Annotated in this window: 15 protein-coding genes; 11 read left to right on the top strand and 4 right to left on the bottom strand. The window is 66.7% G+C overall.

Annotated elements, in window-relative coordinates:
* The first annotated feature begins 67 nt into the window (after positions 1 to 67).
* Complete coding sequence (locus HWX09_RS03085) at positions 68 to 697, top strand: glutathione S-transferase (RefSeq protein WP_027784067.1); 630 nt, start codon at positions 68 to 70, stop codon at positions 695 to 697.
* A 220-nt stretch (positions 698 to 917) separates the two neighbouring features.
* A complete protein-coding gene (locus HWX09_RS03080; protein ID WP_034185467.1) occupies positions 918 to 1,115 on the top strand; it encodes a hypothetical protein in 198 nt (65 codons plus the stop codon).
* A 110-nt stretch (positions 1,116 to 1,225) separates the two neighbouring features.
* Here HWX09_RS03080 and proP read toward each other — a convergent pair whose 3' ends face one another.
* Positions 1,226 to 2,716, bottom strand: coding sequence for a glycine betaine/L-proline transporter ProP (gene proP, locus HWX09_RS03075; protein ID WP_027784069.1), 1,491 nt, complete (start codon positions 2,714 to 2,716; stop codon positions 1,226 to 1,228).
* A 536-nt stretch (positions 2,717 to 3,252) separates the two neighbouring features.
* On the opposite strand from proP, the gene HWX09_RS03070 reads away from it, so the two are divergent.
* Positions 3,253 to 3,585 carry a YnfA family protein gene (locus HWX09_RS03070; protein ID WP_027784070.1) on the top strand — a complete coding sequence of 111 codons (333 nt, stop codon included), beginning with the start codon at positions 3,253 to 3,255 and terminating at the stop codon, positions 3,583 to 3,585.
* Between the two features lie 34 nt (positions 3,586 to 3,619).
* Here HWX09_RS03070 and dnaQ read toward each other — a convergent pair whose 3' ends face one another.
* The 3 genes from dnaQ to HWX09_RS03055 are packed head-to-tail and all read right to left on the bottom strand — an operon-like array spanning position 3,620 to position 5,647.
* A complete protein-coding gene (dnaQ, locus tag HWX09_RS03065) occupies positions 3,620 to 4,354 on the bottom strand; it encodes a DNA polymerase III subunit epsilon (RefSeq protein WP_027784071.1) in 735 nt (244 codons plus the stop codon).
* 40 nt (positions 4,355 to 4,394) lie between these two features.
* Complete coding sequence (gene rnhA / locus HWX09_RS03060; protein ID WP_027784072.1) at positions 4,395 to 4,838, bottom strand: ribonuclease HI; 444 nt, start codon at positions 4,836 to 4,838, stop codon at positions 4,395 to 4,397.
* A complete protein-coding gene (locus HWX09_RS03055) occupies positions 4,835 to 5,647 on the bottom strand; it encodes a class I SAM-dependent methyltransferase (protein ID WP_027784073.1) in 813 nt (270 codons plus the stop codon). The genes rnhA and HWX09_RS03055 overlap by 4 nt, the downstream gene beginning before the upstream one ends.
* An 18-nt stretch (positions 5,648 to 5,665) precedes the next feature.
* Here HWX09_RS03055 and gloB point away from each other — a divergent pair, with 18 nt between their 5' ends.
* From gloB to HWX09_RS03015, 8 genes are all read left to right on the top strand, one after another.
* Positions 5,666 to 6,472, top strand: a complete 807-nt coding sequence (gene gloB / locus HWX09_RS03050; protein ID WP_027784074.1) for a hydroxyacylglutathione hydrolase — start codon at positions 5,666 to 5,668, stop codon at positions 6,470 to 6,472.
* 152 nt (positions 6,473 to 6,624) lie between these two features.
* Positions 6,625 to 8,199: a transglycosylase SLT domain-containing protein gene (locus tag HWX09_RS03045; protein WP_027784075.1), complete on the top strand. Its 1,575-nt coding sequence runs from the start codon at positions 6,625 to 6,627 to the stop codon at positions 8,197 to 8,199.
* A gap of 155 nt (positions 8,200 to 8,354) precedes the next feature.
* Complete coding sequence (locus HWX09_RS03040; RefSeq protein WP_080681326.1) at positions 8,355 to 9,572, top strand: MFS transporter; 1,218 nt, start codon at positions 8,355 to 8,357, stop codon at positions 9,570 to 9,572.
* Positions 9,573 to 9,937: 365 nt separating this feature from the next.
* Entirely contained in the window at positions 9,938 to 11,083 is a 1,146-nt protein-coding gene (carA, locus tag HWX09_RS03035; protein ID WP_027784076.1) for a glutamine-hydrolyzing carbamoyl-phosphate synthase small subunit, read from the top strand.
* A gap of 37 nt (positions 11,084 to 11,120) precedes the next feature.
* Positions 11,121 to 11,792 (top strand): leucine efflux protein LeuE, encoded by a 672-nt coding sequence (gene leuE, locus HWX09_RS03030; protein ID WP_027784077.1) that lies wholly within the window; start codon positions 11,121 to 11,123, stop codon positions 11,790 to 11,792.
* Between the two features lie 49 nt (positions 11,793 to 11,841).
* Positions 11,842 to 15,096 carry a carbamoyl-phosphate synthase large subunit gene (gene carB / locus HWX09_RS03025; protein WP_027784078.1) on the top strand — a complete coding sequence of 1,085 codons (3,255 nt, stop codon included), beginning with the start codon at positions 11,842 to 11,844 and terminating at the stop codon, positions 15,094 to 15,096.
* Between the two features lie 118 nt (positions 15,097 to 15,214).
* A complete protein-coding gene (gene greA / locus HWX09_RS03020; protein ID WP_027784079.1) occupies positions 15,215 to 15,691 on the top strand; it encodes a transcription elongation factor GreA in 477 nt (158 codons plus the stop codon).
* 14 nt (positions 15,692 to 15,705) lie between these two features.
* Complete coding sequence (locus tag HWX09_RS03015) at positions 15,706 to 16,164, top strand: DUF4149 domain-containing protein (protein WP_027784080.1); 459 nt, start codon at positions 15,706 to 15,708, stop codon at positions 16,162 to 16,164.
* Positions 16,165 to 16,209: the final 45 nt, after the last annotated feature.

Genomic DNA, 16,209 nt, shown 5'->3' with positions numbered 1-16,209 from the left:
CGCTAGGCGCTGCCGCGCGACGCTGCTACAGTCGTCGGTTCCATTCCCTCGAAGCGGAGCGTTTGCGATGAAACTGATCGGCATGCTGGATTCCCCGTTCGTGCGCCGCGTCGCCATTTCGGCGAAGCTGCTCGACCTGCCGTTCGAACACGAGTCGATCTCGGTGTTTCGTCAGGTCGAGCGGTTCAGGGCGGTCAACCCGGTCGTCAAGGCGCCGACACTCGTGACCGACGGCGGCGCGACCCTGATCGATTCGTCGCTGATCGTCGACTATCTCGACCACCTGGCCGCGCCGGAGCGGCGCCTGTTGCCCGCCGCCGTCGATGCCCGGCTGCGCGCGCTGGTGCCGATCGGATTCGCGCTGGCCGCTGCCGAGAAAACCGTGCAGGTCGTCTACGAGCATGCGCTGCGGCCGTCGGACAAGCAGCACGAACCGTGGGTCGACCGCGTGCTGAGCCAGCTCGAAGCCGCATACGGCGCACTGGAGCCGCTGGTCGCGGCCGCGAACGGCTGGTTCGGCGGCGCGCGGCTGCTGCAGTCCGACGTGACGGTCGCGGTGGCGTGGCGCTTCACGCAGTTCATGGCCGCCGATTACCCGGCGCTCGCCCGGATCGATCCGGCCCGTTATCCGGCGCTCGCCGCGCATTCCGCGCGGGCGGAAGCGCTGCCGGCCTTCGCCGAAACGCCGCTTGGCTAGGGCCAGCGCACGTCCGTTATCAGCGTGAACGGGCCCTGGGCTTCGCGGCGGCCCGCCGGGCCGTCGCACATCGATGTCGGACGCCGCTCGCCCTTGTCCGGCAAGCCGCTGCCGATTGTTCTCGACGGCTGACAAGTGACTTCGCATTCGCGCTGTTTATCCGGAGGCGACCGATCCCTAGAATCCACTCCATCGAATCACGCATTGCCAGATGGAGCCGATGATGAAAGCCCTGATCGAATCGAGCCTGTACCACCCGTCCGTGTTGTTGCCGCTTGCCGCGCTGACGCAGTTGATGGTCGAGCGCGATTTCAATCTCGGCCAGGTCGGGCTGATCGTCGCGGCGCGCGGTGCGCAGGCGGCCGTGTCGCGGTCGCGCGCACTGATCTTCTGCCGTCACTGCGAAGCGCACGCATGAGCACGTTCGCGGCACGCGGATGAAAAAAAGCCCGGCCGGCGCAAGCCGGTCGGGCGGATCGGATTCGATCGGGCCCCGGCTTCGGCCGGGGCTTTTTCATTGGGCGACGCTCACGCGCGTGCGGGAGTCGCGACGCCGTAGATTTCCGACTCGTCGTCGTCTTCGCGCAATTGGCGCACGAGCTGGTGCGCTTCGCGGCGCGTCGCGACGGCCGGCGGCGAGCCCTTCAGCGGCTGGCGCGCGGTTTCGGCGAGCGCGACGACCGACACGACGCCGATCAACGCGGCGCCCATCATGTAGTACGCCGGCATCATCAGGTTGTGCGTGACCTCGACGAGCCACGCGGTGACGAGCGGCGTCGTGCCGCCGAACAGCGACACCGACACGTTGAAGCCGATCGCGAGGGCGCCGTAACGGATCTCGGTCGGGAACAGCGCGGGCAGCGCCGACGGCATCACGCCGGTGAAGCACGACAGCAGCACGCCGAGAATCAGCAGGCCGCCGAACACCGACGCCGTGGTGCCCGCATGGATCAGCATCAGCGACGGAACCGACAGCACCAGCAGGCCGACGCAGCCGGCGAGCATCACCGGCTTGCGGCCGACCTTGTCCGACAGGCGGCCGGCGTACAGCGTCATCGGCATCATCAGCACCATCACGATCAGCACGAGCACGAGGCTGTGCGATTCGTCGAAATGCAGCGTCGACGACATGAAGCTCGGCAGGTACGACAGCACCATGTAGTCGGTCACGTTGAAGATCAGCACGAGGCCGACGCACAGCAGCAGCGCACGCCAGTTGCGCAACAGCGTTTCACGGAAGCGCGCCTTCGGCACGGCCTTGTCCTGCGCTTCGCGCTCTTCGGCCTGGCGCTTGAACGCGGGCGTTTCCTCGAGCTTCATCCGGATGTAGAGACCGATCAGGCCGAGCGGGCCGGCGATCAGGAACGGCACGCGCCAGCCCCACGACAGCAGCGCTTCCTGCGACAGCGACGCGGTGAGCAGCGCGACGACGCCCGCGCCCAGCACATAGCCGATCAGCGTGCCGAATTCGAGGAAGCTGCCCATGAAGCCGCGGCGCTTGTCGGTCGAGAACTCGGCGATGAAGGTGGCCGCGCCGCCGTATTCGCCGCCGGTCGAGAAGCCCTGCACGAGGCGGGCGACGAGCAGCAGCACGGGCGCCATGATGCCGATCGACGCATAGCTCGGGATCAGGCCGATCGCGAAGGTGCCGGCGGCCATCATGATCATCGTGGCGGCGAGCACGCGCTGGCGGCCGATGCGATCGCCGAGCGGGCCGAACACCATGCCGCCGAGCGGGCGCACGAGGAATGCGGCCGCGAACGTGCCGAAGGTGGCGAGCAACTGCGCGGACGGGCTGCTGGACGGGAAGAACACCTTGCCGAGCGTGACGGCGATATAGCTGTAGACGCCGAAGTCGAACCATTCCATCGCATTGCCGATGGCCATCGCGCTGACGGCGCGCTTGAGCAGACTCTGGTCGACGACGGTGATGTCGTCCACGGCGAGCGGGGCTTCGGCGGACGACGAAGCGGAGGAAGAGACAGCGGTCGGGCTGACGTGTGTTGCGGTCAAGGTCATGCACTCCTTTGACAGCGCCGGAACGGGCAGGCCGTCCGACACGGTTTGCCGGCGAGCGCGGGGTCGCGTGCGGCGCGTCGGGGCAGACCATCAAGCACTTACTGCGCAAGGGGCAGCAAAGGGCCGAGGGGCTGCTTCGACGCGGGCCCGATGGGCCGTCGCGACAGTGCGCTCATGAAGAATGGGCCGCGTGATGCAGGCGGCAGATGCCGGTGCGGACGAGGGTCCGGCGTTCCGGCAACGCCCCGGAGGGGCAACGAAACGAGAAAAGCGGGCCTGTCGGGCGGGCTTTCCTGTGGATGCATTTCGATCGAGGCGCCGGCCAGCATCGTGCGGACGGACTTCCCTCAAAATCGAAAAGACAGAGATTGAATGTTGAAACAGGCGACATGATAGCACGATGACGGATGATCGTGCAAATTGCCCGGACTCGCCCGTCTGGCGGGGCATTCGGCCCGGCCCGCTCGGGTATGATCGGCGGCGCGCGGCGCGGCCGTTCCGCCCGCCGCGACGGGGCTGAATTCGCGAGGAACCGGATGACCGAATTGATGAGGATCGCGGCGCTGTTCGCCGCTACCGCGCTGGCCGAAATCGTCGGCTGCTATCTGCCGTGGCTCGTGCTGAAGGCCGGGCGCCCGGCCTGGCTGCTGGTGCCGGCCGCGGTGTCGCTCGCGCTGTTCGCGTGGCTGCTGACGCTCCACCCGAGCGCGGCGGGGCGCACTTACGCCGCGTACGGCGGCGTGTACATCGCGGTGGCGCTGATCTGGCTGCGGGTGGTCGACGGCGTCGCGCTGACCCGCTGGGACGTGGCCGGCGCGGTGCTCGCGCTCGGCGGGATGGCCGTCATCGCGCTGCAGCCGCGCGCGTGAGCGCGGCCGCGGCGCGGGCCGCGGGCCGCATGCGTCAGGCTGCTTCGGCGGTGTCCGTATCGGCGGACCGGCGCCACACGCAGGCGCCCTTGACCGACTTGTCGAGCTCGTCGAGCTGAGCCTGGTGCGCGGCAAGCTCGTCGTCGCTCGCGGCCACCACGGCCAGATCGAGCGCGGCGAGCGACACGCGCTTGCCGTTCGCGGTGCCGCCGTCGGCGCCCGCGTCGTCGAGCATGTCGATCACGAGGCTGTCCTGACCGCGCGTCATCGCGAGATACACCTCCGCGAGCAGCTCCGAGTCGAGCAGTGCGCCGTGCAGCGTGCGGTGCGCGTTGCTGATGCCGAAACGGTCGCACAGCGCGTCGAGCGAATTGCGCTTGCCGGGGAACATCTGCTTGGCCTGCACCAGCGTGTCGATCACGCCGCCGCAATGCTCGCTGAACGGCGGCAGGCCGAGCCGCGCGAATTCGGCGTCGAGGAAGCCAAGGTCGAAGGGCGCGTTGTGGATGATCAGCTCGGCGCCCTTCACGAAGTCGCGGATCTGATCGGCGACTTCCGCGAATTTCGGCTTGTCGCTGAGGAATTCGGTCGTGAGGCCGTGCACCGCCAGTGCGCCCGGATCGCTGTCGCGCTCGGGGTTCACGTAGAAATGCAGGTTATTGCCGGTGAGCCGCCGGTTCAGCAGCTCGACGCAGCCGATTTCGATGAGGCGGTCGCCCGTGCGGGCGTTCAGGCCGGTGGTTTCGGTATCGAGAATGATCTGGCGCATGTCGGGAAAAGCAAGGAAAACGGGAGAGGGCGGCCGGCGTTCAGGCGGCCAGCGATTCGACGCCGCGGTTCGCGAGCGCGTCGGCCCGCTCGTTCTCGGGATGGCCCGCGTGGCCCTTGACCCAACGCCACTCGATCTCGTGCTGCACGACGAGCGCGTCGAGCCGCTTCCACAGGTCGGCGTTCTTCACGGGCGTCTTCGCCGCGGTGACCCAGCCCTTCTTCTTCCACCCGTGGATCCACTCGCTGATGCCTTTCTGCACGTATTGCGAGTCGGTATGCACGATCACCCGGCACGGCCGCTTGAGCGCTTCGAGCGCGGCGATCACGCCCATCAGCTCCATGCGGTTGTTGGTCGTGTTCGGCTCGCCGCCGAACAGTTCCTTTTCCTGATCGCCGTAGCGCAGCAGTGCGCCCCAGCCGCCGGGGCCGGGGTTGCCCTTGCAGGCGCCGTCGGTATAGATGTCGATGGTGTCGGTTGTCATGAACGTTCTTGGTGGGTGGTCGGGGAGGCCGCCGGCGTCAGGCCCGGTGCGAGCACGGGCTTCTTCATCTTGATCTGGCCGACGAGGCGCATGCCGCGCACGCGCTTGACGGCCGTCACCATGTAGACGGCGCCGAAGATCGGCCACCAGCGGTCGCCGGCGGCCTCCATGAAGCCGTAGCGGGCCAGCCACTGGTCGGTGGCGAGCGGCGGCCGGTAGCAGCCGAAGCGGCCGCGTTCGAGGTCGAAGCCGAGCAGCTTGATCCAGTCCTTGAGCCGGATGAACGCGATCTGGTCGCGCGTGGCCGGCACGAACGGGCGGTTCGCCATGCGCCCGAACGACTGCCGCATGCCCCACAGGCTGAGCGAATTGAAGCCGGTGATCACGAGCTGGCCTTCCGGCATCAGCACGCGCTCGGCCTCGCGCAGCAGGCGGTGCGGGTCGGACGTGAATTCGAGCGTGTGCGGCATCACGATCAGGTCGACGCTCTGCGACTCGAACGGCAGGTCGAGCAGGTCGCACCAGGTCGTGCTGCGATCGGCAGGCGCGTGGGCCCCCGTGTGCGCTTTGCGCGCCCACGGATACTGATACGGCGCGCTCGCGCCGCTCGCCGGGTCGAGCACCAGGCCGCGATACGGCATGCGGTTCTCGCGCAGCGCATCGAGCTGCGGCAGGCCGAGCTGCAGCGCGTGGAAGCCGAAGACGTCGGACACGATCCGGTCGAGCTGCGCCTGTTCCCAGCCCAGCACGTAGCGGCCGGGCGGCGAGTCGGTCCAGGCAGGCCAGTCTATAATTTGACGGTCAGACATAACGATGATTGCGCGCCCATGAACGAGCTGGAATACGTGCCGGTTCCGGCATTCGAAGACAACTATATCTGGCTCGTCTCGGACGGCCGCGATGCGATCGCCGTCGATCCGGGTGAAGCCGCGCCCGTACGCCGGGTTCTTGCCGAACGAGGCTGGCGGTTGACCGCTATTTTACTCACGCACCACCACGCCGACCACGTCGGCGGTGTCGAGGGGCTGCGAAATAGCCAACCGGCCGATGCTCCGCTCACCGTTTACGGCCCCGCGGCCGAATCGATCGACGTGGTCACGCAGCCGCTTTCGGGCGGCGATCGCGTGGTGCTCGACGCGCCGGCCGTCGCATTCGACGTGCTCGACGTGCCGGGTCATACGCGTGGCCACATTGCATATTTTCAGCAGGCCGGGCAGGGCAATGCGGTGCCGCACGTATTCTGCGGCGACACGCTGTTCTCGTGCGGTTGCGGCCGCCTGTTCGAAGGCACGCCCGCGCAGATGCTCGCGTCGCTCGACGCGCTCGCGGCACTGCCGGGCGACACGCGCGTGCATTGTGCACACGAATACACGCTGTCGAACATCCGCTTCGCGCTCGCGTGCGAGCCCGGCAATGCGGCGCTCGCCGCGTGGCGCGACGACGCGCAGGCACTGCGTGCGCGCGGCGTGCCGACGCTGCCCACTACGATCGCCCACGAGCGTGCCGTTAACCCGTTCATGCGGGCCGACAGCGCGGCGATCCATGCGACGCTCGAGGCCGAGCTGCACGAAACGGTGACGGATCGTCTGGCGGCGTTCACGCTGATGCGCGAATGGAAAAACCGGTTTCGATGACGTTTTCCGGAGGACTCCAAAAGCTCAAGCGGTGTCTGTAAAAATTGCTCCAAATGTAGGATTTCGCTGAGTTTTCGGTGTTTTTATTGACGTGAAGCACGCACTTCCGTAGTATCGCCTGCAATTTCCAGCCGTCGGAAGCCGAGATTTTCATGCGACTTATATTGAGTGCGATGGTGGTGCTGCTACTCGCCGCTTGTGCGAGCCAGCCCCCTGTCGCCAACAACGCCGCCGATTCGCAGGCGACGTCCAACTACCTCCGTAAATCAGCCACCGCCAAAGAAACTGTCGACGTCGACAAGCAATCCGTCGGCGACCTGACCAGTGCGGACTCCGATCTCTGGGCGCGCATCCGTCGCGGCTTCCAGATGCCCGACCTGCAGAGCGATCTCGTCGACATGCAGACGACCTGGTATACGCAGCGGCCCGATTACGTGCAGCGCATGACCGAGCGCTCGCAGAAGTACCTGTATCACATCGTCGAGGAGCTCGAGGCGCGTCACATGCCGACCGAGCTCGCGCTGCTGCCGTTCATCGAGTCCGCGTACAACCCGCAGGCGCTGTCGGTCGCGAAAGCGGCCGGCATGTGGCAGTTCATGCCCGGCACCGGCCGCACGTACAACCTGAAGCGCAACATGTGGCAGGACGAGCGCCGTGACGTGCTCGCGTCGACGAGCGCCGCGCTCGACTACCTGTCCCGCCTGCACGACATGTTCGGCGACTGGTATCTGGCGCTGGCCGCGTACAACTGGGGCGAAGGCAACGTGCAGCGTGCGATCGCGCGCAATCAGGCGGCCGGCCTGCCGACCGACTACCAGAGCCTGCGCATGCCGAACGAGACGCGCAACTACGTGCCGAAGCTGCAGGCGGTGAAGAACATCATCGCGAGCCCGCAGCAGTACGGCCTGTCGCTGCCCGATATCCCGAACCACCCGTATTTCGTGACGGTCACGACGTCGCGCGACATCGACGTGGCGGTGGCCGCGAAGCTCGCGAACCTGCCGCTCGACGAGTTCCGCTCGCTGAACCCGTCGTTCTCGAAACCGGTGATTCTCGGCGCGACCGAGCCGCAGATCCTGCTGCCGTTCGACAACGCGTCCGCGTTCGAGAAGAACCTGAAAGCCTACAACGGCCAGTTGTCGTCGTGGACCACCTACACGGTCAGCGAGCGTGCGCGCCCGGCCGCGATCGCCGAGAAGATCGGCGTCGACGCCGATACGCTGATGTCGGTCAACAAGATTCCGGCCGGCATGCGCCTGAAGCCGGGCTCGACGATCGTCGTGCCGCGCGGCGATGACGACGACGAGGACATCAGCGCCGACGTCGCCGAAAACGGCGCGCTCGCGATGGAGCCGGACGTCCCCGATACCCGCAAGATGCTGATCCGCGTGCGCCGCAAGCAGTCGATGGCGGCGATCGCCGGCCGCTACGGCGTGTCGGTCGGCCAGTTGAAGGCGTGGAACCGTACGCACCGCGATCTCGCGATGCCGGGCCAGGCGCTCGTGCTGCACGTGCCGGTCGGCCGTGCGGTGCCGGCGGAACCCGGTCCGGAGCGGATCGCGACGTCGGCGGGCGGTGCGCACATCGAGCGCGCGAGCCTGGCGGTGGGCGGCAAGTCGCACGGCGGCAAGCGCGGCGCCGCCAAATCGTCGGCGAAGTCGGCGAAGGCCGCGCCCGCGAAAGCCGCGCCGGCCAAGACCGCCGCGCACAAGGGCAAGAAGAAGTAAGCGCGGCTGCCGCGCGGCGTGGCGGCCGGTGAGGCCCGCACGGTTGCGCTATCATCCGACGAATTCGGCGAAACGCCGTCACCGAGGTGACGGCGTTTTCGTTTGTGCGCGACGCGGCGGCGCTGCGTCGCGCGTCTTCATGACAAGGGGAAGCGATGTCGTCGGTGCAGGTGAGGGTGCTCGCGCTGTTTTCGGTCGGGTATTTCGTGTCGTACGTGTTTCGCGGCGTCAATCTGGGCTTCGCGCCGTTCGTCACGCACGAGCTCGGGCTGTCGGCCGCCGATCTCGGCCTGCTCACCAGCCTCTATTTCCTCGGCTTCGCGGGGGCGCAGATTCCGGCCGGCGTCATGCTCGACCACTTCGGCCCGCGCCGCGTGACGGCCGGCATGCTGCTGTTCGCGGCGGCCGGCGCGGCCGTGTTCGGCGCGGCGCACGGCATCGGCACGATGATGGTCGGCCGGCTGCTGATCGGCGTCGGCGTATCGGTGTGTCTCGGCGCGGCGTTCAAGGCGCTCGCGCAGCATTTCCCGGTCGGCCGGCTGCCGCTCGTCAACGGTCTCGTGATGGCCGTGGGCGGCCTCGGCGGCGTGATGGTCGGCTCGCCGCTGACCTGGCTGCTCGGCTGGACGAGCTGGCGCATGATCTGTGTCGGCCTTGCGGCGCTGACGGTGGTCGTGGCGGCATCGATCGGCTTCGGAGCGCCCGACGCGCAGCAGGCACGCCATCAGGGCGGGCTCGTCAGCCAGTTCAAGGGTACATGGCACATCCTGAGCAGCCGCGCGTTCTGGAAGATCTCGTCGTTTTCCGTCGTCACGCAGGGCGTGTTCTATGCGATGCAGTCGCTGTGGGTCGGCCCGTATCTGCGCGACGTCGGCGGGTTCGACGCGCCGCATGCCGCGCGTCTCGTGTCGGTGCTCGGCTTCGCGATGATGGCCGGCTGCGTCGGCTTCGGCGCGGCGGCGCGCGTGCTCGAGCGGCGCGGCCTGTCGGTCTACGCAACGTGCGGTATCGGCATGGCGCTGTTCGTCGCGACGCAGCTCGCGATCGTCGCGCGCGTGGCGTTGCCGCCCGCCGTGCTGTGGGCTGCCTACGGGATGTTCGGCGGCGTGGGCATCCTGACCTACGCGGTGATGGCCGGCCATTTTCCCGCTCACCTGATCGGCCGCGCGAACACGACGCTCACGCTCGTGATCTTCCTGCTGATCTTCGCGTTCCAGATCGGCGTCGGTGCCGTGCTGTCGCACTGGCCGGCGGTCGACGGCCGTTATCCGGCGGCCGCGCACTTCACCGCCTGGGGCGTGCTGCTCGCGCTGCAGCTCGCGAGCGCGGTCTGGTACGCGTGGCCCGCGCGCGGCACTGGCCAAGCGCACTGATCCGGCGGTACGCTGGCGGGTAGGGCGGCCGCGAAAACGGGGCCGCAGCACGTCGCGTTACGCTGCCGGGCGCGGCGCGCGCACGGTCGGACGGCCATGGCAATTGAAGATAGGCCCATTTTCAGGCTATAATTTGAAAGTTTGTGCTGATCAACCTCGCACCCTAGCGCCTACCTCATTCATCCCGTTCATCCGCCGCACGCCGCCTGCCGGGCGATGCCGCGAAGCCTCGTGCGCCACGCGCCGGGCTCGCGTCTCGACAACGCAGGCCGCGTCCAGCTAGCGACCACGCGCGCCCACGCAGCGCGGCGCTCGCGCGGCAGGGTAAACAGGTCGGCAGCAGGGTGTTCCCCAAGGAGCCTCCCGTGTTGCCGTCTTTTTCTCCCGCCTTGCTTGCACTCGCCGACGGCACGGTCTTTCGTGGTTATTCGATCGGGGCCGAAGGCCATACGATCGGCGAAGTCGTGTTCAATACCGCGATCACCGGCTATCAGGAAATCCTGACTGATCCGAGCTACTCGCGCCAGATCGTCACGCTCACCTATCCGCATATCGGCAACGTCGGCGTCAATGCCGAAGACGTCGAAGCCACGAAAGTCCATGCCGCCGGCCTGATCATCCGCGATCTGCCGACGCTCGCATCGAACTTCCGCATGGACCGCACGCTCGGCGACTACCTGCGCGACGAAGGCGTCGTCGCGATCGCCGGCATCGACACCCGCAAGCTGACCCGCATCCTGCGCGACAAGGGCGCGCAGAGCGGCTGCATCCTGACGGGCTCCGATGACGAAGCGAAGGCGATCGAGCTCGCGCGCTCGTTCGAGGGCCTCGCCGGCATGGATCTCGCGAAGGTCGTGTCGACCACGAAGCCGTTCGAATGGAAGCAGACGGAATGGCGTCTCGAAGGCGGCTACGGCATGCAGGAATCGCCGAAGTATCGCGTCGTCGCGTACGACTTCGGCGTCAAGTACAACATCCTGCGCATGCTCGCGCAGCGCGGCTGCCACGTGACGGTGCTGCCCGCCCAGGCCAGCGCGGCCGATGCGCTCGCGCTGAATCCGGACGGCGTCTTCCTGTCGAACGGCCCCGGCGATCCGGAGCCGTGCGATTACGCGATCGCGGCCACGAAGGAATTCATCGAGCGCGGCGTGCCGACCTTCGGCATCTGCCTCGGCCACCAGATCATGGGCCTCGCGGTCGGCGCGAAGACGCTCAAGATGAAAACGGGCCACCACGGCGCGAACCATCCGGTGAAGGATCTCGGCGACGGCCGAGTCGTGATCACGTCGCAGAACCACGGCTTCGCGGTCGATGCCGATTCGCTGCCGGCCAACGCGCGCGTGACGCACGTATCGCTGTTCGACGGCACGCTGCAGGGCTTCGAGCTGACCGACAAGCCGGCGTTCTGCTTCCAGGGCCACCCGGAAGCGTCGCCCGGCCCGCACGACATCGGCTACCTGTTCGACCGTTTCACCGCGCTGATGGACGCGGCGAAGCAGCGCAACGCTTAACGTCATCGACGCAACCGAAGGACGGGAGATTCACATCATGTTCGGCCACGCACTCGGCATCACGGATATCTGGACCTACGTGTTCGGCGTGATCTTCATCATCCTGCTGCCGGGGCCGAACTCGATGTACGTGCTGTCGCTCGCCGCGCAGCGCGGCGTGAAGGCCGGCTATCGCGCGGCCTGCGGCGTGTTCGTCGGCGATACCGTGCTGATGGTGCTGTCCGCCGCGGGCGTCGCGTCGCTGCTGAAGGCGAATCCGCTGCTGTTCTCCGTCGTCAAGTACGGCGGCGCCGCGTATCTGCTCTACATCGGTGCCGGCATGCTGCGCAGCGCGTGGCAAAAGCTGCGCACGCCGGCCCATGCGCCGGCCGACGCGCCGCGTACGGTCGACGGCGAGCAGTCTTTCGACAAGCCGTTCCGCAAGGCGCTGATCGTGAGCCTGCTGAATCCGAAGGCGATCCTGTTCTTCATCTCGTTCTTCATCCAGTTCGTCGACCCGGCATTCCCGCATCCCGCGCTGTCGTTCGTCGTGCTCGGGGCGATCGCGCAATGCGCGAGCTTCCTGTACCTGAGCACGCTGATCTTCGCGGGGGCGCGGCTCGCCGAGCATTTCCGCCGCCGCCGCAAGCTCGCGGCAGGCGCGGCGAGCAGCGTGGGCGGCCTGTTCATCGGTTTCTCGGTGAAGCTTGCGCTCGCGACCATGAGCTGAGCGCCGCCGGCCGACCCACGACAACGATTACTTATTGAATTCACAAGCCATGCCAAAACGCACAGACATCAAGAGCATCCTCATCATCGGCGCCGGCCCGATCATCATCGGCCAGGCGTGCGAGTTCGACTATTCGGGCGCGCAGGCTTGCAAGGCGTTGCGTGAGGAGGGCTACAAGGTCGTTCTCGTCAACAGCAACCCGGCGACGATCATGACCGACCCGAACACGGCCGACGTGACCTACATCGAGCCGATCACGTGGGAAGTCGTCGCGCGCATCATCGAGAAGGAGCGCCCGGACGCGATCCTGCCGACGATGGGCGGCCAGACCGCGTTGAACTGCGCGCTCGACCTGCACCACCACGGCGTGCTCGAGAAGTTCGGCGTCGAGCTGATCGGCGCGTCGCCGGAAGCGATCGACAAGGCCGAAGACCGCCAGAAGTTCAAGGAAGCGATGACCAAGATCGGTCTCGGCTCCGCGAAGTCGGGCATCGCGCATTCGATGGAAGAAGCGACCAAGGTGCACGCCGAAATCATGGCGGAGACGGGCGGCAGCGGCTACCCGATCGTGATCCGCCCGTCGTTCACGCTCGGCGGCTCGGGCGGCGGCATCGCGTACAACCGCGAAGAGTTCGAGGAAATCTGCAAGCGCGGTCTCGACCTGTCGCCCACGCGCGAGCTGCTGATCGAAGAGTCGCTGCTCGGCTGGAAGGAATACGAGATGGAAGTCGTGCGCGACCGCGCCGACAACTGCATCATCGTCTGCTCGATCGAAAACCTCGACCCGATGGGCGTGCACACCGGCGACTCGATCACGGTCGCGCCCGCGCAGACGCTCACCGACAAGGAGTATCAGATCCTGCGTAACGCATCGCTCGCGGTGCTGCGCGAGATCGGCGTCGACACGGGCGGCTCGAACGTGCAGTTCTCGATCAACCCGAAGGACGGCCGCATGGTCGTCATCGAGATGAACCCGCGCGTGTCGCGTTCGTCGGCGCTCGCGTCGAAGGCCACCGGCTTCCCGATCGCGAAGGTCGCAGCGAAGCTGGCGGTCGGCTACACGCTCGACGAGTTGAAGAACGAAATCACCGGCGGCCAGACGCCGGCGTCGTTCGAGCCGACGATCGACTACGTCGTCACGAAGATCCCGCGTTTCGCGTTCGAGAAGTTCCGCGAGGCCGATTCGCGCCTGACCACGCAGATGAAGTCGGTCGGCGAAGTGATGGCGATCGGCCGCACGTTCCAGGAATCGTTCCAGAAGGCGCTGCGCGGCCTCGAAGTCGGAGTCGACGGCCTCGACGAGAAGTCGACCAACCGCGACGAGATCGCGATCGAGATCCACGAGCCGGGCCCGGACCGCATCTGGTACGTCGGCGATGCGTTCCGTATCGGCATGACGGCCGAGGAAATCTTCGCGGAAACCGCGATCGACCCGTGGTTCCTCGAGCAGATCGAGCAGATCATCCTGAAGGAAAAGGCGCTCGGTGGCCGCACGCTCGCGTCGCTGACGTTCGACGAGCTGCGCTACCTGAAGCAGAGCGGCTTCTCCGACCGCCGCCTCGCGAAGCTGCTCGGCGCGACGCCGGAAGACGTCCGCAAGCGCCGCGTGGAACTGAACGTGCGCCCGGTCTACAAGCGCGTCGACACGTGCGCGGCCGAGTTCGCGACGAAAACGGCCTACATGTACTCGACCTACGAGGAAGAGTGCGAGGCGCAGCCGACCACGAACAAGAAGATCATGGTGCTGGGCGGCGGCCCGAACCGGATCGGCCAGGGTATCGAGTTCGACTACTGCTGCGTGCACGCGGCGCTCGCGATGCGCGAGGACGGCTATGAAACGATCATGGTCAACTGCAACCCGGAAACGGTGTCGACCGACTACGACACGTCCGATCGCCTGTACTTCGAGCCGCTGACGCTCGAGGACGTGCTCGAAATCGTCGACAAGGAAAAGCCGGTCGGCGTGATCGTCCAGTACGGCGGCCAGACGCCGCTGAAGCTCGCGCTCGACCTCGAGGCGCACGGCGTGCCGATCGTCGGTACGTCGCCGGACATGATCGACGCGGCCGAAGACCGCGAACGCTTCCAGAAGCTGCTGCAGGACCTGGGCCTGCGCCAGCCGCCGAACCGCACCGCCCGCGCCGAGGACGAAGCGCTCGCGCTGGCCGACGAAATCGGCTATCCGCTGGTCGTGCGTCCGTCGTACGTGCTCGGCGGCCGCGCGATGGAAATCGTCCACGAGCCGCGCGACCTCGAGCGCTACATGCGCGAGGCCGTGAAGGTGTCGAACGATTCGCCGGTGCTGCTCGACCGCTTCCTGAACGACGCGATCGAGTGCGACGTCGACTGCATCTGCGACGGCGAAGCCGTGTTCATCGGCGGCGTGATGGAGCACATCGAGCAGGCGGGCGTTCACTCCGGCGACTCGGCGTGCTCGCTGCCGCCGTATTCGCTGTCGAAGGAAACCGTGGCCGAGCTGAAGCGCCAGACGGGCGCGATGGCGAAGGCGCTGAACGTGGTCGGCCTGATGAACGTGCAGTTCGCGATCCAGCAGGTACCGCAGGCGGATGGTTCGAAGCAGGACGTCATCTACGTGCTGGAAGTGAACCCGCGCGCGTCGCGCACGGTGCCGTACGTGTCGAAGGCGACCAGCCTGCCGCTCGCGAAGATCGCGGCGCGCGCGATGGTCGGCCAGAAGCTCGCGCAGCAGGGCGTGACGAAGGAAGTCGAGCCGCCGTACTTCAGCGTGAAGGAAGCGGTGTTCCCGTTCGTCAAGTTCCCGACCGTCGATCCGGTCCTCGGGCCTGAAATGCGTTCGACCGGCGAAGTGATGGGCGTCGGCCAGACGTTCGGCGAAGCGCTGTTCAAGTCGCAGCTCGCGGCCGGTTCGCGCCTGCCGGAGTCGGGCACGGTGCTGCTGACCGTGATGGACGCGGATAAGCCGAAGGCCGTCGAAGTCGCGCGCATGCTGCACGACCTCGGCTACCCGATCGTCGCCACCAAGGGCACGGCTGCCGCGATCGAAGCGGCCGGCGTGCCGGTGAAGGTCGTGAACAAGGTGAAGGACGGCCGTCCGCACATCGTCGACATGATCAAGAACGGCGAGATCGCACTCGTGTTCACGACGGTCGACGAGACGCGCCAGGCGATCGCCGATTCGCGTTCGATCCGCATGAGCGCGCAGGCGCACAAGGTCACGTACTACACGACGATGTCGGGCGCGCGCGCGGCCGTCGAGGGCTTGCGCTACCTGAAGGATCTGGAAGTCTATGATTTACAAGGTCTTCACGCTCGCCTAAACTAAGCGTTCAGTTACCTGTCGAAGCAACACGTGCCGCGATTAGGCGGTGTTTCCAGTGCATCGGAAGCGCGCTTAATCGCGGTGATTTTTTTTATAGCCGTTTTTAGCGATTGAGCCGTTTATGAGCACCATTCCGTTGACAAAGCGTGGCGCAGAGCAACTGCGCGATGAATTGCAGCGCCTCAAGTCCGTCGAGCGGCCGGCCGTGATCAACGCGATCGCGGAGGCCCGCGCACAGGGCGACCTGTCCGAAAACGCCGAATACGATGCCGCAAAGGAAAAACAGGGCTTCATCGAGGGTCGTATCGCGGAGCTCGAATCCAAGCTGTCCGCCGCGCAAATCATCGATCCCACGGTGCTCGACGCCGACGGCCGCGTGGTGTTCGCCGCGACGGTCGAACTCGAGGATCTCGAGTCGGGCGATACCGTCAAGTATCAAATCGTCGGCGACGACGAAGCCGATATCGATCACGGCCTGATCTCGGTCAGCTCGCCGATCGCGCGTGCGCTGATCGGCAAGTCCGAAGGCGACGTCGCGGCCGTGCAGGCGCCGAGCGGCGTGCGCGAGTACGAAATCATCTCGGTCAGCTACGTCTGAAGCGGGGCGACGTGATGCCGCATCGCGTGTTCCGTCTGCTGTCGGCCGTATGGGTCGGCAGCCTGCTGACGATCGGGTATGCGGTCGCCCCCGTATTGTTCAAGACGCTGGAGCGGATGACGGCCGGTTCGGTCGCCGCCCAGCTGTTCCGTATCGAGGCGATCCTCGGCGTCGTGTGCGGCGTGCTGCTGCTCGCGTTGTCGAACCAGCAGGTGCGGCGCGGCAGCGACGAATATCGCCGCGTGCGCTGGATCGTCGCCGCGATGGTCGTGTGCGTGCTGGTCGGGTATTTCGCGCTGCAGCCGTTCATGAATGCGCTGCGGGTGGCCGCGATGGATGCGGGCACCGATATCGCGAATTCGCCGTATGCGAGCCGCTTCGGGATGCTGCACGGCGTCTCGAGCGTGTTCTATCTTGTCGAGAGCGTGCTGGGGCTGATGCTGATCTGGCGTCTGCCGGCGCGCGACGCCTGAGCGACGCGCCGGGCAGGCGGCACGGGAATCCGTGCCGCACGGGCG

The sequence above is a fragment of the Burkholderia sp. BCC1208 genome (assembly GCF_902833095.1).
GTDB lineage: Bacteria > Pseudomonadota > Gammaproteobacteria > Burkholderiales > Burkholderiaceae > Burkholderia.
The sequence above is the reverse complement of the archived record's forward strand: the minus strand, read 5'-3'. Positions and strand labels throughout refer to the sequence as shown.

Coding starts and splice junctions, on each gene's coding strand:
- carB (WP_027784078.1), top strand. CDS start 11,842: ATGCCAAAACGCACAGACATCAAGAGCATCCTCATCATCGGCGCCGGC.
- dnaQ (WP_027784071.1), bottom strand. CDS start 4,354: ATGCGCCAGATCATTCTCGATACCGAAACCACCGGCCTGAACGCCCGC.
- HWX09_RS03070 (WP_027784070.1), top strand. CDS start 3,253: ATGACCGAATTGATGAGGATCGCGGCGCTGTTCGCCGCTACCGCGCTG.
- HWX09_RS03055 (WP_027784073.1), bottom strand. CDS start 5,647: ATGTCTGACCGTCAAATTATAGACTGGCCTGCCTGGACCGACTCGCCG.
- HWX09_RS03040 (WP_080681326.1), top strand. CDS start 8,355: ATGTCGTCGGTGCAGGTGAGGGTGCTCGCGCTGTTTTCGGTCGGGTAT.
- greA (WP_027784079.1), top strand. CDS start 15,215: ATGAGCACCATTCCGTTGACAAAGCGTGGCGCAGAGCAACTGCGCGAT.
- gloB (WP_027784074.1), top strand. CDS start 5,666: ATGAACGAGCTGGAATACGTGCCGGTTCCGGCATTCGAAGACAACTAT.
- rnhA (WP_027784072.1), bottom strand. CDS start 4,838: ATGACAACCGACACCATCGACATCTATACCGACGGCGCCTGCAAGGGC.
- HWX09_RS03080 (WP_034185467.1), top strand. CDS start 918: ATGATGAAAGCCCTGATCGAATCGAGCCTGTACCACCCGTCCGTGTTG.
- leuE (WP_027784077.1), top strand. CDS start 11,121: ATGTTCGGCCACGCACTCGGCATCACGGATATCTGGACCTACGTGTTC.
- HWX09_RS03045 (WP_027784075.1), top strand. CDS start 6,625: ATGCGACTTATATTGAGTGCGATGGTGGTGCTGCTACTCGCCGCTTGT.
- proP (WP_027784069.1), bottom strand. CDS start 2,716: ATGACCTTGACCGCAACACACGTCAGCCCGACCGCTGTCTCTTCCTCC.
- HWX09_RS03015 (WP_027784080.1), top strand. CDS start 15,706: ATGCCGCATCGCGTGTTCCGTCTGCTGTCGGCCGTATGGGTCGGCAGC.
- HWX09_RS03085 (WP_027784067.1), top strand. CDS start 68: ATGAAACTGATCGGCATGCTGGATTCCCCGTTCGTGCGCCGCGTCGCC.